The organism is Gordonia sp. CNJ-863 (assembly GCF_001942325.1).
GTDB lineage: Bacteria > Actinomycetota > Actinomycetes > Mycobacteriales > Mycobacteriaceae > Gordonia > Gordonia alkanivorans.
On sequence record NZ_MKKG01000033.1, the window covers coordinates 280224 to 299693 of the forward strand.

Below are 19470 nucleotides of genomic sequence, written 5' to 3' on the forward strand. Positions count from 1 at the left end.
ACTCACTCCTCACAGGTCAGCGGACGTTCGAGACCCGTCCGCAGGTGCGTCAAAGCATAGCGAGGGCGCCGGGTGTCGAGGTCATCCCGCTGTGGACACCAGCTGCTCTCGTAAGACCTTCTTGTCGATCTTGCCGACGGCGGTGACGGGGAGGGTCCGGACGACGCGGACCACGTCGGGCAGTTTGAACGATGCGAGGCCGCGGTCCGCGAGGAACATGCGCAGCGTGGCCAGTTCGAGCGGTTGGGCCGGCGGATGGTCATGGGAGAGCACGACCGCGGCGCAGATCTTCTCGCCCAGTGCGTCGTCGGGAAGCCCGACCACCGCGACCTGGCGTACCGATGGGTGCGCGAGCAGGTTCTCCTCGACGTCGTCGGCGGCCACGTTCTCGCCCGCCCGGACGATGGTGTCCTTGATGCGACCGGTCACGGAGAGATGCCCCGACGGCAGCCGGGTCACCTTGTCGCCCGACCGGTAGAAGCCGTCGGGGGTGAAGGACTTCTCGTTGTGCGCGTCGGCCCGGTAGTACCCGCGGATCGTGTACGGGCCGCGCACCAGCAGTTCGCCTTCTTCGCCGTCGGGAACGTCCACGCCCTCCTCGTCGACGACGCGTACCTCGTCGAACTCCGACATCGGCGAGCCCTGGACCTCGTGGACGAGGTTCCGCGGCTCGTCGGGCCGGGTGTAGCAGATGAGGCCCTCGGCCATGCCGAACACCTGCTGGACCACGTCGCCGAGCGCTTCGTCGAGGGCGACGGCGTCCGGGTGGGCGAGCTTGGCGCCGCCGACCTGCAGGAGTCGCAGCGAGCTGATGTCGGCGGGCTCCCACTCGGTCGCCGCGCACCACAGCTGTGCGAGGGCGGGGACCAGGGCGGTCACCGTCACGCGGTGACGTTCGATGAGGTCGAAGGTGTTGTCGGGGCTCGGGTTGTCGGTGAAGACGACGTGGCCGCCTACCCCGAAGACGCCGAGGATGCCCGGGCAGCACAGCGGGAAGTTGTGGGCCGCCGGCAATGCGACGAGATAGGTGTCGTCGGCGGTCAGCTTCGCGACCTCGGCCGACAGTCGTGCGTTCAGGTCGTAGTCGTCGTGCGTGCGCGCGATCAGTTTGGGCAGGCCGGTGGTGCCGCCCGAGACCAGGAAAAGGGCCGGGAGGTCGGAGTTCGGCGAGGCCGGGAGGTCGACCGATGCGGGATCCGCGTCGGGTGCGGTCGCGAACGGACCGGGATCGCCGGAGACGAACACTTGCGTGACGGCCGGGACGCGGGACTGCAGCTCGGTGGCGAGGTCCCGGAAGTCGAAGCCGCGTCGACCGTCCTCACCGATGTAGGCGACGGCCCCGGCACCGGCGGCGAGATGTGCGATCTCGGTGATCCGGTGTGCGGGCAGGGTCATGACGGGGGCGACGCGCGCGCGGAGCAGGCCGAGCAGATTCACGACGAACTCGAGCGAGTTGTTCTGCTGGAGGACGACGCGATCTCCGGGGCGGAGTCCGGCCGCGACGAATCCGGCCGCTCGACGCAGCGAGGCCTCGCGCAGTTCGGAGTACGTGAGCGTCCGCGGCCCGTCGATCGAGGCATCGGTGACGGCCGGGGCATCGGGGGTGCTCTCGGCACTGGCGTCGAAGCCGGCGAACAGTGGGAGTCCGCGGAACAGTTCGGCGTCGCGGTAGCGGGCTGCCTGGGCGTCGGCGTACGGGGTGAAACCGTCGAGCAGGTCGGTCGCGTGGTCCAGAGGCGTCGGCATGGGACCCATTCAAACACAGGCAGGGTAGGGTAACCTTACCGGTCGGTCTGGTGGTGTGATCCACGCCATCGACTCGCCAACATTTGCTTAGGCTGTCCTAAAATCCCTAGGATCACTGGTGCTGCCGCCCACGACCGGAGGACAACGACATGTCGCTGACGACCGACTCGCCGACATCGAGGCTCGATGCCGCGGACCTCGGCCTCGAGGGCGCCGCCGGCCTGAACGCTCCGACGACGCGGTTCGCCGACGCGGACGCCGCCCGGATCTCGGCGGCCTGGGCGGGTTCCGGCGAGTTCGGCGACCACGTCGTCTACGAGCGCAACGGTCGCTGGACCTTCGCTGCCGGCGTTCACGTGCGAGTGGTGGTCACACGTGGTGAGGTCATCGTCGACGACCATGGGCGCCGGTCGACCACCGCATGGCACGGTGACCCGGCCGACGCACTGGCCGCGGCGACGGAGTCGCTGTCGATCCCCGACTGGCGTCTCTACGGGTGGGTCGGTTTCGACTTCTGCGCGCCGTACCACGGCATCCTCGACCGCGTTCCCGACGACACGGTGCTCGCGCATCTGATCGTTCCCGAGTTCGAGGCCTTCGTCGACGCGGACGGGGTGGACACCGGCACCGCCGATTCCGACCGAGCTCGTCGTCTCCTCGAGATCGCCGCCACGGCAGGTGATCCCGGGGCGTCGCGCCCCGTCGACGTGCGGGTCGACACCGAGGACTACCGCGGCCGCGTTGCGGCCGCCGTCTCCGAGATCGCGGCCGGTCGCTACCAGAAGGTCATCCTCTCCCGCGCCGTGGACATCCCCTTCGCGGTCGACATCCCCGCCACCTATGCCCGCGGCCGTGCGGACAACACGCCGGCTCGCTCCTATCTGCTGTCGCTCGGCGATCTCGCGGCCGCCGGGTTCAGTCCCGAACTCGTGGTCGCGGTGCACTCCGATCGCACCGTGGTCACCGAACCCCTCGCCGGGACAAGGGCTTTCGGGGTGTCCGCCGACGACGACGCGGCCGCTCGGGCCGAACTTCTCGGCGACGCCAAAGAGGTTGCCGAACATGCGATGTCGGTGCGCGCCTGCTATGACGAGATCGCCTCGATCTCGGCCGCCGAGACGACCGCGGTCAGCACGTTCATGGAGGTGCGTGAGCGCGGCAGCGTCCAGCACCTGGCGTCGACCGTGAAGGGAACCCTCGCGGAGGGGGAATCTCCCTGGCGTGCACTCGAAGTCGTCTTCCCGTCGATCACCGCTTCGGGAGTGCCCAAGACCGCGGCCGTCGACGCCATCGACCGGCTCGAGTCCCGGCGTCGCGGGCCGTACTCCGGTGCGGTCCTCGTCGCGTCGTCGTCGGGGGAACTCGAGGCAACCCTCGCGTTGCGCACCGTCTTCTCGTCCGGGGGCGCGGCATGGTTGCGGGCGGGCGCCGGCATCGTCGCGCAGTCGACGCCGGAGCGTGAGTTCGAGGAGACCTGCGAGAAGCTGGGCAGCGTCGCCCCGTACGTCATCCCTCGCTGACCGGCCGTTACGTTCGAACCATCACCGATCCCATCAGGAGCCATCACATGTCCGACAACATCACCGAAGCGTTGCACGGCATCCTCACCGAGGACCTCGACCTCGCGCTCGGCGACGTCACCCGCGACTCGCGGCTCATCGACGACCTGGGCCTGGACTCGGTGGCGTTCGCCATCGGCGTCGTCGCGATCGAGGAGCGTCTGGGTGTGAAGCTCTCCGAACGCGAGCTCTTCGAGTCGAAGACGGTCGGCGATCTCGAGGACCTGGTCCGCGCGAAGGCCGGGACACCGGCCTGAACCGGGTGGGACGCGAGTCGGGGCGGGGGATGAGTGTGGACACCGGAGTGCAGTCGTACGCCGAACTGCTCGACGAGGCGTTCGACGAGAAGGTCGCCGCGTGGACGGCGCAGGCCGAGAGCGATCATCGATTCCCGCGGCCACTGCTCGAACACCTCGGTGAAGCAGGGGTTTTCACCCGCAAGTGGGAGGATCGCAAGTTCGCCGACCTCCACGACCACTTCGCTCTCGGCCGCCGTCTCGGCTCGCTGGGCTCGGCCGCGATCGGAGTCGGTGTCAGCCTGCACGATTCGGCCATCGCCATCCTCCGCCGTTTCGGGCGGAACGACTTCCTGGAGGATCTGGCGCAGCGGGCGATGACCACCGACGCCGTCCTGTGCATCGGCGCCTCCGAGGAACAGGGCGGCTCGGATCTGCAGAACTCGGAGACGAGGATCTTCGCCGAGGACTGCGGCTACCGGGTAGTCGGCGCCAAGAAGTTCGTCTCGCTCTCGCCGATCGCCGACCACATGTTCGTCGTGTGCCGCGACGTCGAGGACGGCCCCGATGCGGGGGGCAACGTCGCGCTGGCCGCCGTGCCGATCGACAAGGTCGGCGTCGGTGCGCCCTACGAGAAGCTGGGCGCCGGACCACTCGACACCGCGCCGGTCACCATCGACACGTGGATTCCCGAGGAGGCACTGATCGCCCGGCCGGGAACAGGTCTGGCGGTCATCAGCTGGGGCCTTGCGCACGAACGCTATTCGGTCGCCGCGCAGATCGCGGCCGCATGCGACGTGATGCTCGGTGTGACGCTCGCCCGCATGATGGACCGCACCCAGTTCGGCAAGAAGCTCTACGACCATCAGGCACTCCGCCTGCGGATCGCCGGTCTGCAGTCCCGCGTCGACGTGCTGAGCTACTCGCTCGACGGCGTCGCCGCCGGGGGAAAGATCAACCTGCGCACCGCGGCTGCGCTCAAGGCCACCGCGGCCAACCTGGGCGAAGAGGTCGCCTCGGAATGCCTGCACATCTTCGGCGGGATCGGCTATCTCGAGGCCGAGACGCCGATCGGACGCTGGTGGCGCGACATGAAACTCGCGCGCGTCGGCGGCGGCACCGACGAGGTGTTGTGGGAACTGGTCGCGGCGGCCATGAAACCCGACACCGAGCGTTACCAGCAGTTCGTCCCTCGTTCTCTCAATCAGACGCGCTGAGCGTCCCTCATCCAGGCGGTCACCATGAACAGCCCAGTCACCACCACTCCGGCCGATGCGCGCGTCACCGAACTGGCACCACCGGATCACACCTACCTGCACATGGACACCGACAGCCGACCCATGCACTGGGCGATGGTCCTCCAACTCGACACCGGTGGAACGCTTCTCGGCCTCGACGAAGTACGGGCCCGGGTGCGGGACCGGGGTCGGCTGTTCGAGATCTTTCGGCTCGGCGTGAAGAACGGCCGATGGCGCAAGCCCGAGGTGGTGCTCGCCGACGAGAACTGGGATGCCGGCGAACACGTCTCGGAGCTCGGCTTCACCGACCGTGATCACCTGCAGCGCCGCGTCTCCAAGCTCCTGGAGACGCCGCTGCCCCGGCCGCGCCCGTTCTGGGACATCACGCTGTTCACGCCCTCCACCGGCGCCGAGGGCGTCGGTCAGTGGGTGCTGCTCCGTGTGCACCACAGCATCTCCGACGGCATCGCCGGCGCGGCCTTCGCGGCACTGCTCGCCGACGGTGAGCCCGAGGACCTCGCCGAGTTCGAGCGCTTCGCCACCAGCCCGCGATTCCACATCAGCGGCATCGACCCGGAGAAGCTGGGTGAGGCCAAGGCGGCGTTCAACGAGCAGCATGCGGCCGGCGGGGGCAAGAAGCGCGCCTGGCCGAGCCTGACGAAGTCGGGGCGTCGTGAACATGCGCTGTTCAGCACGTCCACCCGCGCCCTGCGCAAGGCGGCCAAGGCCAACGACTCCACCGTGCACGAGTTCGTCCTCGGGGCCATCGGCCGCGCGCTGAGTATCGACCCGCCCGCGTCGCCGCAGGCCGAGGTCCTCCGCGTGACCCTGCCGGTGACCCTCGACCAGGAGTTCCGGCACACCGGCAATGCGGTCTCGGTGGCACTGCTCAACCTGCCCGGCAACGAAACCGACCTGTCGCAGCAGATCGGCCGGGCACGCAGTGAGCTGGCGACGATCGCCGAGCGTCGGCCCGAGCTCTACCTCGCCGCGGCCGATGACCTGCCGCGGGCGCCGCTCTGGGGCTTGCAGCGGGCGATCGTGAACGCCTCGATGGGTCACATGCATCCGGACATCCACATCGGGATCAATCCCGGCTTCTCCCGGGTTCGGTCGGTCCTGGGCAGGTCCATCGTGAGCTTGACGCCGCTGTCGCCGCTGGCCGGTTACTCCTTCTCGGTGACCGTGCTGATCCTCGGCAACACGACGTCCTTCGGCATCGTCACCGACGCCCAGGCACTCCCCGGCTACGCGCAGAAGTTCGTGGAGACGTTCGACAAGGTCCTCACCGAGGCCCTACCGTCGGCGTGAAGAAGAGGCGAGCTTAGGCTTGCCTAGGAAGTCGATCCCCGACGGGGACGATCCAGACCGTGAAGGCGCGCAACCAGGCGTTGCACGGCACAAGTGAACGACACACAGCAGAAAACACGGAGAACACCATGCAGAACGATGTCGGCTACCAGGACCCGGCTTACGTGGATGAGACCCACGAACCGGTGGCGGGTCCGCAGAAGCGCTCGGGTGGGATCAACATCCCGACCGTGCTGGCATCGGCAGGTGTTGCGGCGGTGATCTCGGCGATCATCGTCACCATCGGCGTGGTCGGTCTGATGGTCGGCGACCGCAACGACTCGGCGAACGCGGCCCAGCCGACCGTCGTGAACCTCGGTTCCGCGCAGACACCGCAACAGCAGCAGGGCCTGGTGGGTCCGGCCGCCAACCAGCCGCCGGCTGCTGCGCCCGGTGAGCCCGCCCCGGCCGTGGCGCCCGCACCCGCGGTGACCGAGAACGTGCCCGAGAGCGGCGGCACGGTCGGCGCCGGCCCCGACGCCGCGCCCGCACCGGCTCCCGCGCCGGGTACCTCGGCTGCGCCGTCCCAGCAGCAGGCTGTCGCAGCCCCGACCGCGCTGACGCCCGGTCAGCTCAACACGAAGGTCAAGACGGTCATGAACTCGCGCGGCAATCGCGCCGCCCGGGCCGCCGAACTCCAGGGCGGCGAGCGCGCCCTGCGTCAGCTCGACGCCGTCGCCCAGGCGATCACCACCTACGGCAACGTCGGACTCAGCTACCAGATGGTCGGTCCGGTGCAGGTCAGCGGCACCAAGATGACCGCCCCGCTGCAGATCAGCGTCGTCGGCCGGGGCAGCCAGAATCGTGCGATGACCTGGGTGTGGAGCGGCGACAAGTGGAAGCTGTCGAACAGCAGCGTCTGCCTCATCGCCAGCTTCGTCCTGCTGCCCTGCTCGCTCTGACCCCCGACCGTTCTGGAGAACTGACGTGAAAACACGACTTCGTCTGGGTGCGCTTCTCGCGGGTGCGCTCATGTCCGCCGGCCTCCTCGCCGGATGCTCGAGTTCGGATGACTCGACCGGTGGTTCGGTGCAGCTGAACCTGCCCGACGGCCGCTCGGTGACGATCCCGGAGACACCGAAGCGCATCGTGACCCTGGGTGACCAGTGGACCGACGTGGCGCTCTCGTTCGGCGTGACCCCGGTCGGCTACTACGACTACTCCAAGTCGGCCACCGGCGAACTGCAACCCTGGTACGGCCAGAAGCTCACCGACTCGACGTTCATCGACCCCACCAAGGGCGACGACGCCACGACGATCGCCAAGCTCGACCCCGACCTGATCTTCGCTCCCGGATTCGCCTCCGGCAGACCGGAATTCGAGCAGATCGCCAAGCTCGCACCGACGGTCAACGCGATCAGCGGCCAGGAGATCGATCCCTGGCAGGACATGGTCACCGTCATGGGCACCGTGCTGCACCAGCCGGACAAGGCGACCGAGATCATCGACCAGACCGACGCGAAGGTCGCCGCCGTCGGCAAGGAGTTCCCGGATCTCGCCGGCAAGACCTACGCGCTGGCCTTCATGTACGGCAACGACCAGCTGTCGGTCCTCGGCGACCCGAACGACGGCGCGGCAAAGCTGTTCAGCGAGTTGAAGATGCAGATGGCGCCCAAGCTGGTCGCCGAGTACCAGCGCACCCGCAACCCCCGCTTCGGACTGAGCACCGAGAACATCCCGATGCTCGACGCCGACGTACTGGTCGTCGCCACGGCGACACCGGAACAGGCCGAAACCCTCAAGAAGCTCCCGGGTTACAAGAACCTGAAGGCCGTCAAGAACGGTGCCGTCACGTTCATGACGCAGTCGCAGATCACCGGCCTCAACGCACCGACGCCGAACTCGGTGCCGTACGTGCTGGACCTGCTCAAGCCGAGCTTCGAGGCTGCGACGAGCTGATCCCTCCGCTGGCCGAGTGGGCGAGAGCCTGCGACGAGTCCCATCGAAACCGGTCTCAACACACACGACGGCCCGTCCCCTCCATGCGGGGACGGGCCGTGTCGTCTCGCCGACCGGCCTCGGGGCGGACGACGTCACCGTGAGACTGTCGCCTCCACGTTGGAGGTGGCCTGAACGAGGCCCGGATGCCCTCACGCGTTCACGTGCCGGCGAGAAGGGTGGCTCACCCGTCCGCGGTATCTCGTGTGCAAACCCGGTTCCGTAAACACCTGCGCGATCGATGAGACGCACGATACTCTTCTCGTACCATGAGTATCACGACCCCACCACATGCCCGACTCGTGATCGAGGGCCTGACCAGCGCACCCTCCACAAGCGACGCAGTGGACAGCGCCATCCTGGAGTCGACCCTTCGGTGCATCGCGCTCTACGGAACCGCGCGACTGACGATGGCCGACGTCGCCCGAAGTGCGGGGGTGGGACGAGCGACGGTATTCCGTCGATTCGAGTCCAAGGACGAACTGATCAGACGGGCGTTCTCGTTCGAGTTGGCTCGCATCGTCGAGGGATTCGCGGAGACTGTCGCTGCTGTCTCTCATCCGGGTGAGCATTTGGTGGAGATCATCGTCGCTGCCGTTCGTACTGCGCGGACCCATCCGATCGGGACCCGGCTCGTGGAGGACGGGACGGCTGTCGCAATCCATCGCGATCCCGACCTCGCCCAACTGCAGCTACTCATGCTGACCGATCGGATTTCCGACTGCGCCGAACAACTCGCTGTCGACGTCGACACGACGGGCACGGCCGAGGTCTTGCTGCGCTTCATCGGCAGCGTCTGGTTGACGCCCGACATCGGCCTACCGACCACGGACGACGATGCGATCCGACGGATGGTCCGTGTGATTCTGCACCCGCTCATCCCCTGAACGCCCACCTGACAACCAGGCACCGCTCCCGAGGAGAATGAAGATGGCACAATCAATTTCCACAGCGTCTCCCACCGATATCACCGTCGACGGACCGCCGCTCGAGGGACACGCACAGAAACGGTATGAACAGTTTCGGTGGTTCTGCGGGTCACGGCTGGTGGGACTGTTCGCGGCTGCATACGTCGACCAGGGCATGCAGCACGATGTATCGGACGCGACGTGGGCCACCGGCCGGTACGAGAACCGGCCACTCGAGCGCAACATGCGCACCTTGGCGGCCGGGCAGCTCGTAATGTGGGGCGACGCGGAGGTCAACGCCCGGCACCTCGATCGCCTCAAGACACTTCATCGCGAGGTCAAGGGAAAGGGCCGCGATGGCAGGCCGTACAGCGCCTACTCGCCTCGAGCCTGGAACCTGGTGTACCTCAGCATGTTTCTGCTGTATCGGAACTCGTACACTCCTATCACCGGTGATCCCCTCACCGATGAGGACAACGAGATCTTCTACCGAGTGGTCTGGGACAAGATGGGGTCGTTGTCGTTCTCTGGCAGGTCATCCGGGCTGCCGCGCTCATACGCCGAGGCGATGGAGTACTACCAGGACCTGCTGGACAACGAGTTGACGGACACCTACATGCTCGAAGTCGGGCGGAAGCTGTTCGCGACGCCGCCGGCCCCCGAGGACCTGCCGACCGCACTGCGACCCGTCTGGCCGCTGATCTCACGCGTGGCAGGAGAGGTGGCCATCACGTGCGGGATGGCCATCAGTCGACCCAAGGTGCGCGACGTCTTCGGCTTTCCGTTCAACAAGGTCCGCCGGATCGAGTACGCGATCATCTGTCGCGTACTTCCCGTCCTCTATCACCGCCTCCCGAAGCGGATCAGCATGGCTCCCTTGGCATACAACCGCTGGCAGTACGAGCAGCTCGTCAGCGATCTCGAGGGAACACAGCTCACTTCGTTCCGTCCCGATCCTGAACTTGCACCACAACATCCGGCGCCCGCAGGTGCATAACCTCGGGCGGCAGTCCCCGCGCCGCCTCGGGCGATGAGGTCCCTGTCACCCCCGTCGCCGCGAGATCACGGTCGCAGCTCGCGCTGGGAGATCCTGGTACGAACCTTGGTGTGTGTGATCTGTGCCGCTGATCGCGATGCCTCCCGGAGGCCGCACGATAAGAGTTGAGTCGGCACCTGCGGCCCGTCCGCGTTCGGAGCGACCCGGGCACCCGATCAACCCTCAACGGGAGAACGGCCCGACCCGCACTGCGGGCCGGGCGTCGTTGCTCGCGGAACTCCTCAGCCGACGACGCCGTCGGAGTCGTCGATCCCGAAGCTGGTGAAAGCGGTGTCCTTCGGCAGTCGATACACCTCGCGGCCCATGACGGCGTTGAGAATTCGGGCGTTGCGGACCGCGCCGATGTCGAGGTTGGGGGCCGAGACGCCGACGGCGTGCTCCTCGGCGTTCGCCACGAACAACCGATTGGTCAGCGCGGGCTCGGTTTCCACCTGATGCGCGGCGCCCACGACGAGGCGGCCGCGCGAATCACGGTGCAGCTGCGGCTCGATGGGGGCCAGGAACGGGGTCTGGCGGGGCTGGTAGCCGGTGCACGCGATGACCATGTCGGTGGTGTGTGCGAGTTGGGTACCGGTGTCGAGGTGACGCCCACGGACCCTGAGCTTGCCGTCGGCAAGGGTGTCGATGCCGTCGACCTCGGTGGAGATGCGCAACTGGACCGGGTTGAGCTTCTCCCGCAGCTGCCGCTGGTACATCAGCTCGTGCACCCGTTCGAGGGTGTCGCTGGAGACGCCCTTGTGGAACTGCCAGTGTTGCGGGCGGATCCGATCGCGGGCCGCCTCCGGCAGACTCTGGAAGTAGTCCATGTACGCCGGGGTGGTCATCTCGAGCGACATCTTGGTGAAGTCGAGCGGGGCGAACCACGGCGTACGGGTCCACCAGCGGACGGACGGGCCGCCGCGGAGATTGGCCTCGAGCAGGTCGATGACGATCTCGGCGCCCGACTGTCCCGAACCGATGACGGTCACCGAGTCCGCGGCATGGGCCTTGTCCTGGTGGTACAGGTAGTCGGAACTGTGGACGACCGCCGGGGAGCCCGACGACAACGCCTGCGGCACAAACGGTTCGGTGCCGACGCCGACGACGACGTGGCGCGCGATCACGGTCGTGGTGGTGCCGCCGGAGACGATCGTGACGGCGAAGGCGTCGGCCTCGTCGTCCCATGTGACCTCGGTGACGGTGGTGCCCCAGCGCAGGGTGTCGAGTCGACCGATACACCAGTGCAGGTACGCCTCGTACTCGATGCGGGTGGGATAGAAGTTCTCCCGCACCAGGAACCGGTACATTCGGTCGGTGTCGGCCATGTAGTTCAGGAACGACATCGGATGCGTCGGGTCGACCAGGGTCACCAGGTCCGACAAGAATCCCACCTGGAGTCGGGCCTCGTCGAACATGAGGCCCGGATGCCAGCGGAACTCGTCACGGGAGTCCACGACGAGCACGTCGAGGTCATCGACGGTCGATGCCAGCGCGGCGAGCCCCAGGTTGAACGGACCGCAGCCGATCGCCAGGACATCCACGTTCTCTACACGGGTCATTCCGATACCCTCACCATTTCTTCACTGCGGGCCTGGTCGCCGGCGACCGAGGTGCTCTCGGACTCCACTTCGATTGCGAGACGCAGGAGTTCGTCGAACAGCTCGTCGATGTCACTCTCGGAGGTCTCCGGATTCAGAAGGGTCAGCTTCAGGCAGGTCTGGGGTTCGTCCTGGCCGGGCACCCGCACCTGGGTGCGCCCTATCAGGGCCTTGCCGTCGGTGATGAGACGGCGTCGCAATTCGCCGTTGACGGCGTCGAGGTCGGCGCAGCGGTAGCGGAAGACGATGGTGGTCAACGTGACCGGGGCGATCAGTTCGAGTTGCAGTTCGGTGGCGACGCGCTGTTCGGCGTACACCGCGAGGTCGTTGCACCGCTCGAGCATCCCGCCGAGTTCGCGGCGTCCGTACGCCAAGAGCGTGGCCGCGACCTTGAGCACGTCGGGACGACGAGTCGTCTGCAGGGTCTGGCCGAGCAGACCGCTGTAGCCTGCCTCGACGTCGTCGTCCGGGTTGAGGTAGGCGACCGAACGGTTCAGTGACACGAAGCGGTCGGCATCGGACAGCAGCATGAGGCTGGCGGCGGCCGGCTGCCAGCCGACCTTGTGCAGGTCGAGGGTCACCGAGTCCGCGCGGTCGACGCCTCTCAGGAGTCCGGACAGGCGATCGGAGAACAGGGTGCCGAAGCCGTAGGCGGCGTCGACGTGCAGCCAGATCTCGTGTCGTTCGGCGATGTCGGCGATCTCGGGCAGCGGGTCGACGGTACCGAAGTCGGTGGTTCCGGCCGTGGCGACGATGGCGAGCGGGGTGACCTCGCCGGCCTGTCGGATCGCCCTTTCCAAGGCCTCGGGGATCATCCGGTGGTGCGCGTCGACCTCAACAGGGATGACCGCGGACTCGCCGAGACCCAGTGCGGCACACGCTCGGTGCACCGAGAAGTGGGCGACGCGCGAACAGAAGACCACTGGCCGGCGCAGCGCGCCCACACCGTCCTGGCGGACGTCGACGCCACGACGGGCCGCGGTGTGATCGCGGGCGATCATGAGCGCAAGCATGTTCGAGATGGAACCGCCGGGACTGAAGACGCCGCCGGCCTGTTCGCCGAAACCGGCCATGCGGGCGAGCGACTGCACGGTCCAGGTCTCCAGGGCGAGGGTCGCCGGCCCCGAATCGTATGTGTCCAGCGAGGCGTTGGTGGCGCTCGCGAGCGCGTCCGCGGCGACCGCGACCGACAGGGGTGCCGGCTGCAGATGAGCTGTGGTCAGCGGATGGGTGAGGTCGAGACCGAACTCGGCGACGAGCCGCGCCAGCCGCGACAGGGCCGCGGACTCACCGATCCCGGATTCGGGGATTCCGGGTGCACCCAGCGAGCCGTTGACCGCGGCGAGTACCGACACCGGATCCCCGGCGGGCAGTGGCGCTCCGTGGTGGTGGTCGGTGACCGATTCCGCTGCTTCGGTCAGACCGCGACCGATGTTCGCCCAGCCCTGTCCCGGTCGGGCGAAACGGGAAGCCCCCCACGTAGACTCGCGGTCTTCGGTCACTGAGTTCCCCCCTGGATCTTCGGTGGTTGTCCGGTTCTGTGCTGAGTTGCTGTGCGAGTGTCGTTCCGTCACGCCGGGACTCGTCTCTCGAGGTTCGCGAGGAGTTCGGCGACGGTGCCGTCCAGCGCGGCGGGGATGAGATCGACGAGTGCGGTCAACACCCCGGTGGAGCGTACGGCGATGTGGTCCGGAACTATTCCGGGCTGGTGGTCGACCTCCACATGGGTGGAGTGGTCGTCGGCTTCGAAGGCGATCGACAACGGATAGTTCGCGATGCCGTTAAACACCGATCGACAGGTGACCGGCGCGTGGTCGGGTTGCGGGATGCCGCGCAGCGGAGCGGGCCGCACCGAGGCCATGATCTCCATGATCGGGAACCGTCCGCCCTGCTGACGGAGTGCGGTCAGGATCGGCCCGAAGTCGGTGCCGGAGTGCTCCATCGCCCGGTAGATCACCGCGGCCGCGGTGCGCAGGGTCTGCTCGACGGTCGCGGTCGGATCGACGCGGAAACGCATCGGGATGATGTTGCCGCAGTAGCCGATGTGATGCGGCGACTGCGAGCGTCGTCGATTGTCGGCCGGGACGACGAGCACATGGTCGGATGCGCCGGTCAGCGCGTAGGCGGCCAGCGAGCACACGCCGATGAGCAGCGCATTCGGCGTCGCGCCGACCGTCTGCGCGACCCGGTCGAAGGCGGTCAGCGATTCGTCGGCGACCGGGGCGGCGACTTTGAGGCCCGCACGATCGTCCATGGGGGAGAGCCAGCTCTCCGCGGCGCTCTCGGCGGGCAGTTCGCCGGAGAGCGGGTGACGCACGTCCTCGGCGGCCCAGGTCGACAGCGCATGCCGCACAGCGGACTCGGCAGCCTCGGTCGCGGCGGCGGCATCCGGGGTTGCCGGGCGGGAATCGGCGTCGGCGTCCCCCGCCCATTCGCCCGACACGAGCGTGCCCAGCAGCAGTGGCCAGGAGGTGTCGTCGACCGCGAGGTGATGGACGACCAGGATCATCGTCACCTCTCCGTCCCGTCCCGACACACGCAGGCGCAACGGCACCTCGGAGAACAGGTCGAATGGTGTACGCGTCATCCGCGTTGCCACGGTGTCGATTTCTGCTGGGTCGATTTCTGCCGGGTCGGTGTCGGCCGACTCGTCCGCGACATCCTCGAAGCCCCAGGACCATACCGAATGCTCGGTGTCCCACTGGCCTTCTCGCTGCACCTGAACACGATGGGGCACATCCGCGTCGTCGACCTCGACGACCGACCGCAGCACCTCGAAACGCTCGACGAGCAGTTCCGCCGCGGCGACCACGGATTCGACGGTGCGACTGCCACCGAACTCCAGGACGAGACCGATGTTGTGGGACACCGATTCCGGGTCGAGCTCGTAGATCTTCCACATCCGGCGCTCGGCGATCCCGAACTGTCCGAACAAGGCCGGGGTCTCGGTGCGCGTGTCGGGCCGGGTTTCATCGGCCGGACCCGACAGCGCCCCGCCGGACTCCGCGATCCGTCGGCGCAGCAGTGTGAGTCGCGCTTCGGTCAACGTGGGCACGATTCCCCCTTCGTCGGAGTGGCAGTGGGAGTGGCGGTCGAAGTGGTCTGGTGGGTGGCTTCGGCGTCCTGTGCGCGCAGGGCCGCCCAGTCGCGGGCGACAGGGATCAGCCGGCCGTCGGCCCACAACCGGGCCTGGTCCTGGAAGTGTTCGGAGTCCGGGTCGCCGGAAGCGCCGAGCGGCACCACCCAACGGCTCGCGTGCGGATCGGCGAGATCCCAGACATAGCGGGCAGCGGAGCCGGTGATGCACACGTGGGTGCCGACCGCAGATGCGTTGGCGAACACGCACTCCGAATCCCCGGCAAGGGGCAGGGGGGTGGGTCGCAGCGTCGCGAACAGCTCCGGATGGCGAGGCGACGCGCCGACGAGATCGAACCCGTGGATCGGGGCGAGCACATGCACGGTGCCCCAGTCGGGGACGTGTCCGATCGTCTCGGTGCGGGCGACGACGGCGTCGAGCGCGGCGGCTGCGACCTCGTCGATGTCGATCCCGATCAGTGTGCAGTTGGCGATCATCGTCGTGATCGCGGTCGCGAGGCGGGGTTCCGGGACGAACCACGGCTGGAACACGGCGGGGAAGCCGTGCGGACCGCGCAGTGGCGCAAGGGCATCGGTGCGCGCGACGCCGAGTACGAGCTGGCTGCGGAACTCGGCGAACAGGAAGGCGTCGGTGCTGTCGGCAGCCATGGTGCGGTCCCAGGCCAGGATGCGCTGCCGGATGCCCTCGGCGGCCGGGGAATTGCCCACGACCCGGGCGAGGAGTTGCTGGACCACCGCGGCCTGGTCGAGGACGACGTCGCGGTGGATGTCGGCGCAATCCTCGGGATCGACAGTGTCGAGAGCATCGAGGCGGGTGGTGATCCGATCGGCGCGGAACGCCTCCACACACTCCGTCGTGATCGGTTGCAGCGCAGGAACCGCGGAAATCCGTTGGTTCGCGGTCACACTCACACCGCCGTCGGCGACTTTCGGATCGAAGCCCGGGTCGCCGAGCGAACCGGCTTCGTAGCCCTTCCACTGGTAGCGCTCGTCCCAGCCGGGAACAGGGAGCCAGTAGTTCTCCGGGGCGCGGACGGGAACGCGGCCGGCCACGTGGGTGACCGTGGTCCCGTCGCGGTGCGCGATGACGGCGCGGTTCACCGGTTCGACCCACGACGACAGTGCGGCTTCGACGTCGGAGACCGAGCGGGCGAACAGGAGGTCGAGTGGGGCGTCGAAGGTGACGTCCTCGGAGAGCAGCGGCGACCGCAGGCTCATCGCGAACGGCTCGTCCGGACCGCCGAAGACGACGGCACCGTTGTGGGTGGTGATCACCTCGACGGCAACAAATGCGGAGTCGCGGACGGCGATCTGCTCGGTGTGGACGGTCGCCGGGACGCGGTGTCCGCCGGGCACCTCGACGAGAAGTGTCCCGTCCTCGTCGCGGGTCAACCGCTCGACGTAGAGGTCCTGGTAGTCGGCCATCGCATTCGTGATGCCCCAGGCGATCTCGGGGCCCTGCGCGAAGTGTGGAACGCCGGGGACACCGGCGAAGGCGAAGCCCACCACGTCGAAGGACTGTGCCGGATCGGTCGAGGCGAGATGGAACTGCTCGTAGATGCCGGGCAGCTCGAGGAACCTGTGGGGATCGCCGGCCACGATCGGGGACCCGGTCGTGCTGCGGGCGGCGGACACCCCCCATGCGTTGCTGCCCGACATCGGATCACCCAGGTTGACGGTCTCACCGACGGGGGAACCCGCGGCAGGCGTGGGCCGCGTGAGGTCGAGGATCTCGCGCAAGAACTGTTGGTCCGGCATCGGCGGCACGGTCGGATCGTGCTCGCTGCCCTCGAATGCCCAGAACCGCAGCGCATCCGACCCGGTCGCGCGGCAGGCGTGCAGCCGGAACAGTTTCGTCGTGAACCGGCCGAACAGAACGTGGTGCATGATGAAGACCGAGATCGGGGTCCACGGCCGCCACGGTTCCGGCTCGTGGTCGAGTGCGGCGAGTTCCGGTGCGGGCGGCGCGGTCTCGGCAAGGGTGCTGTTCACGCCGTCGGCATAGGCGCGTAGCAGGCGTCGGGTGCGGTCGGACGACGCGTGGTACATCTGCTCGGCAACCGCGTCGAGCCGGGCGCGCCGCGCGAAGGTGTCCCATTCGACGCAGGATTCGCCGAACACCTCGGCGGTACGCCCCTCGGCGCGCAGACGCATGAACTCGATCTGCCAGCGGCGGTCCTGCCCGCAGGCGCGGCCCTGTCCGTACAGCGCGTCGGCCGGTGTGACGGCCAGAACATGCGGGATGCCGTGCGCGTCGCGCAGGATCTCCGCGGGGGACGTGTCGGGTGCCGGGGTCGTGACGGTCACTGGCGTCCCCGTTCGGCGACGGGATTGACGAGCCGGTGTCCGGCGTCGACGAGGGATGCGTAGGAGTCCTCGATGTCGACCATGCGCTTGTTGTTCCGCAGCTGCAGGCCGTTCATGTGTACCGCGCCGAACTCCGGTGCGAAGAGATCCCATTTCGCGAACTGGTCGGCAAGATCGGGATGCGTGTCGACGAACTCGCGCAGACTGTCGGCCACCAGGTCCCACAACTCCTCGTCGGTCACGAGTCGGTGGGTGTGGAGGACATCCGCCAGCGGACGCAGGTAGTCGTCGAAGACGTCCGAGAGCACGCCGAGGTTGCGGATCTCGTCGGGCTCGGTGGTGAGGACGCGAGCGCAGCTCTCCGGCAAATCCTCCGGCTCGCCGAAGACCGACACCTCCTCGCCGATGTCCTTGAGGATCGCGCGGACCGGAACCCCTTCGTCGAGAACGAGGATCAGGTTCTCGCCGTGGGGGGAGAACTTCAGCTCGTACCGGTACAGCAGGTAGGCGATCGGGTGGAGGTATGTGCGCAGGTAGCGCCGGATCCATTCGGCGGCCGGTATCCCCGACCGCGCGATGAATGCGCCCACCAGTGGGTCGCCGTGGTGGTCGACGTGCAGGAGCGCGGCCATGGTGGAGAGCTGCTCGCCGCCACGCACCAGTGTGACCGGACTCTGGCGCCACAGCGCCGAGAGGATCTTGCGGTACTCCGACCCCGGCTGGGTGATCGGGGTGAAGGTGGGACTGCGGTAACCGATGGCGGCGACCTCGAAGATCATCTCGAAGCCGATTGCGGCGAGATACGGGTCGTCGGCGACGAGTCCGCGGACCCAGTTGTTGATCAGCGGGGTGGTGCGCATGTAGTCCGCCGACATGCCCCGGGTGAAGCCCATGTTCACGATCGACAGGGCGCCCTTCACGTAGTGACGGGTGGGCGTAGTCGCGTTGAAGACCGTGCGGATCGACTGCTGCGCCTGGTACAGATCGGGGCTCTCGCCCACGAACACGATGCGGCGGTCGGCGAGATCGGCCGAGTAGAGCTTCCGGACCTTCTCCGTCCACTGCCACGGATGAACGGGCAGATAGCGGTAATCGTCGGGATCACAACCGGATTCGCGAAGCACTGTATCGAACTCCGCCAGGGTGTCGGCGCCGAGTTCGTCGACGAGCATGGCGTCGTAGTCGACGCCGCTCACCGTCGCCACGTCGCAGTCCTCACGGCGGGCGGCGACCCAGACGAGCCGGAAGTGGTTGCCGACCTCCGGTGCGTAACGGTCGATGTCGTCGGCGCTGAAGCCGAGGCGCCCGGCGTTCGCCACGATGCACGGGTGACCCTCGGTCATCGTCCTCTCGATGGTCTGGAAGTCCGCGTGCGCGAGATCGGCTGCGGTGATGCGTCGTTCGTCAGGCCGGTCGGCACTGATCGCGAGAGTGCTGATGAACTCCTCGAGGTACTCCGGCAGCGCCTGCGGGCCGATGCCGAGCATCGGGGCGAGGTCGACGACCAGCGCGACGGCGTCGACGGGCAGTTCCTCCCCATCGCGCACCCGGCGCAACGAGGACTCCTCGATCGCCCAGTTCTCCAGGGACAGGACCTCGGCACGGAAGTGATAGTCGGTGCGGCCGTCGGCGGAACCGACCACGTAGCGACCCGGGCCGGTCTCGACCGGACTCAAGGCGCGTTCGTGGGAGAACTCGGCCAGGATCTTCCGCGCGATCCTGCGGTGATACACCTGCCGATACGACACGGTGTCCGTCTGCCCGGTCCGTGCGGGACGGATCTGTTCGATCGTCAACGGGCTACGCTCCCAGGTCCGTAACCTCGACGGCGCCGACACTGGTGCCGCCGGCGGTGACGCGGAGGAAGTCGTCTCGCGTGCAGTAGCTCAGGTGTGCGGTCTTGTTGCCGACCGGGTAGTCGCCGTCGACCCGGAAGCCGACGCTCGCGTTGAGGCGGTGCACCGCGGTGTTGCGGACGTCGGGTTCGACGACCACCCGCGCGGCGCCGACCTCGAGGATCGCCGTCCGCATGATGTGCAGCATCACCGTGCCGGTGAAGCCGGGCAGGGCCTGCTCGGAGTGGGCCACGAGCAGATGCATCCCGATGTCGCCCTCGGCGTGGACGTAACCGCTTGCGGGGTCGGCGAGTTCGCTGGTCTGCGGATCGTACAGTTCGAACAGGAACTGCGGCCGCCCGTCGTGGTAGCCCAGGCGCATGCCGTAGGGCGTACCGGCCGTTGCCGCCGCGGTGTCCCGGATCATCTTCTCCACGTCCGCGACGGAGCTCTCCAGCATGTCCCAGTACTTGGCCTTGGGATGGGTCAGCCACCCGTGGACCGTGATGGCGTGCGACACGTCGTCGAGATCGACCGAGTGCAGGTCGTACGTGGGTGCCGATGAAGTGGTCATGATGCCTTTGCTGTCGGGGTGTCTGGTGGAAGCGGGCCTGCTGGATGCG

At 67.7% G+C, this 19470-nt stretch carries 15 protein-coding genes; 8 read left to right on the top strand and 7 right to left on the bottom strand.

Annotated features, from left to right (window positions below; all coding sequences use genetic code 11):
• Positions 1-81: 81 nt before the first annotated feature.
• Entirely contained in the window at positions 82-1746 is a 1665-nt protein-coding gene (locus tag BJF87_RS17155; RefSeq protein WP_075863649.1) for a (2,3-dihydroxybenzoyl)adenylate synthase, read from the bottom strand.
• A gap of 149 nt (positions 1747-1895) precedes the next feature.
• Here BJF87_RS17155 and BJF87_RS17160 point away from each other — a divergent pair, with 149 nt between their 5' ends.
• From BJF87_RS17160 to BJF87_RS17195, 8 genes are all read left to right on the top strand, one after another.
• The gene (locus BJF87_RS17160; RefSeq protein ID WP_075863622.1) at positions 1896-3266 is read left to right on the top strand and encodes a salicylate synthase; all 1371 of its coding nucleotides are present in this window, start codon (positions 1896-1898) and stop codon (positions 3264-3266) included.
• A gap of 47 nt (positions 3267-3313) precedes the next feature.
• Positions 3314-3562 (top strand): acyl carrier protein, encoded by a 249-nt coding sequence (locus tag BJF87_RS17165; protein ID WP_075863623.1) that lies wholly within the window; start codon positions 3314-3316, stop codon positions 3560-3562.
• A 29-nt stretch (positions 3563-3591) separates the two neighbouring features.
• Positions 3592-4758: an acyl-CoA dehydrogenase family protein gene (locus BJF87_RS17170; protein WP_075863624.1), complete on the top strand. Its 1167-nt coding sequence runs from the start codon at positions 3592-3594 to the stop codon at positions 4756-4758.
• 24 nt (positions 4759-4782) lie between these two features.
• Positions 4783-6090: a wax ester/triacylglycerol synthase domain-containing protein gene (locus tag BJF87_RS17175; RefSeq protein WP_075863625.1), complete on the top strand. Its 1308-nt coding sequence runs from the start codon at positions 4783-4785 to the stop codon at positions 6088-6090.
• Between the two features lie 128 nt (positions 6091-6218).
• On the top strand, positions 6219-7031 hold the full coding sequence (locus BJF87_RS17180) for a hypothetical protein (protein ID WP_075863650.1): 813 nt from the start codon (positions 6219-6221) through the stop codon (positions 7029-7031).
• Between the two features lie 25 nt (positions 7032-7056).
• Positions 7057-8028 (top strand): ABC transporter substrate-binding protein, encoded by a 972-nt coding sequence (locus BJF87_RS17185; RefSeq protein ID WP_075863626.1) that lies wholly within the window; start codon positions 7057-7059, stop codon positions 8026-8028.
• Between the two features lie 308 nt (positions 8029-8336).
• Positions 8337-8954 (top strand): TetR/AcrR family transcriptional regulator, encoded by a 618-nt coding sequence (locus tag BJF87_RS17190; RefSeq protein ID WP_035755234.1) that lies wholly within the window; start codon positions 8337-8339, stop codon positions 8952-8954.
• A gap of 43 nt (positions 8955-8997) precedes the next feature.
• Positions 8998-9972 carry an oxygenase MpaB family protein gene (locus BJF87_RS17195; protein WP_157139139.1) on the top strand — a complete coding sequence of 325 codons (975 nt, stop codon included), beginning with the start codon at positions 8998-9000 and terminating at the stop codon, positions 9970-9972.
• Positions 9973-10253: 281 nt separating this feature from the next.
• On the opposite strand, the gene BJF87_RS17200 is transcribed toward BJF87_RS17195, so the two are convergent.
• From BJF87_RS17200 to BJF87_RS17225, 6 genes are all read right to left on the bottom strand, one after another.
• A complete protein-coding gene (locus BJF87_RS17200) occupies positions 10254-11570 on the bottom strand; it encodes a lysine N(6)-hydroxylase/L-ornithine N(5)-oxygenase family protein (protein ID WP_006358121.1) in 1317 nt (438 codons plus the stop codon).
• Positions 11567-13111: a pyridoxal-dependent decarboxylase gene (locus tag BJF87_RS17205; RefSeq protein WP_006358120.1), complete on the bottom strand. Its 1545-nt coding sequence runs from the start codon at positions 13109-13111 to the stop codon at positions 11567-11569. Before BJF87_RS17205 ends, BJF87_RS17200 begins: the two co-directional genes overlap by 4 nt.
• Before the next feature lie 68 nt (positions 13112-13179).
• Entirely contained in the window at positions 13180-14664 is a 1485-nt protein-coding gene (locus tag BJF87_RS17210; protein WP_006358119.1) for a condensation domain-containing protein, read from the bottom strand.
• Positions 14652-17012 carry a penicillin acylase family protein gene (locus tag BJF87_RS17215; protein ID WP_042377714.1) on the bottom strand — a complete coding sequence of 787 codons (2361 nt, stop codon included), beginning with the start codon at positions 17010-17012 and terminating at the stop codon, positions 14652-14654. Before BJF87_RS17215 ends, BJF87_RS17210 begins: the two co-directional genes overlap by 13 nt.
• Positions 17009-18808, bottom strand: a complete 1800-nt coding sequence (locus BJF87_RS17220) for an IucA/IucC family siderophore biosynthesis protein (protein ID WP_006358117.1) — start codon at positions 18806-18808, stop codon at positions 17009-17011. The genes BJF87_RS17215 and BJF87_RS17220 overlap by 4 nt, the downstream gene beginning before the upstream one ends.
• Positions 18809-18812: 4 nt before the next feature.
• Complete coding sequence (locus tag BJF87_RS17225; protein WP_006358116.1) at positions 18813-19421, bottom strand: GNAT family N-acetyltransferase; 609 nt, start codon at positions 19419-19421, stop codon at positions 18813-18815.
• Positions 19422-19470: the final 49 nt, after the last annotated feature.

What these genes read in the sequence shown, in the direction of transcription:
- BJF87_RS17165 (WP_075863623.1), top strand. Translation starts at nt 3,314, where the DNA reads ATGTCCGACAACATCACCGAAGCGTTGCACGGCATCCTCACCGAGGAC.
- BJF87_RS17200 (WP_006358121.1), bottom strand. Translation starts at nt 11,570, where the DNA reads ATGACCCGTGTAGAGAACGTGGATGTCCTGGCGATCGGCTGCGGTCCG.
- BJF87_RS17170 (WP_075863624.1), top strand. Translation starts at nt 3,592, where the DNA reads ATGAGTGTGGACACCGGAGTGCAGTCGTACGCCGAACTGCTCGACGAG.
- BJF87_RS17155 (WP_075863649.1), bottom strand. Translation starts at nt 1,746, where the DNA reads ATGCCGACGCCTCTGGACCACGCGACCGACCTGCTCGACGGTTTCACC.
- BJF87_RS17180 (WP_075863650.1), top strand. Translation starts at nt 6,219, where the DNA reads ATGCAGAACGATGTCGGCTACCAGGACCCGGCTTACGTGGATGAGACC.
- BJF87_RS17160 (WP_075863622.1), top strand. Translation starts at nt 1,896, where the DNA reads ATGTCGCTGACGACCGACTCGCCGACATCGAGGCTCGATGCCGCGGAC.
- BJF87_RS17225 (WP_006358116.1), bottom strand. Translation starts at nt 19,421, where the DNA reads ATGACCACTTCATCGGCACCCACGTACGACCTGCACTCGGTCGATCTC.
- BJF87_RS17175 (WP_075863625.1), top strand. Translation starts at nt 4,783, where the DNA reads ATGAACAGCCCAGTCACCACCACTCCGGCCGATGCGCGCGTCACCGAA.
- BJF87_RS17190 (WP_035755234.1), top strand. Translation starts at nt 8,337, where the DNA reads ATGAGTATCACGACCCCACCACATGCCCGACTCGTGATCGAGGGCCTG.
- BJF87_RS17195 (WP_157139139.1), top strand. Translation starts at nt 8,998, where the DNA reads ATGGCACAATCAATTTCCACAGCGTCTCCCACCGATATCACCGTCGAC.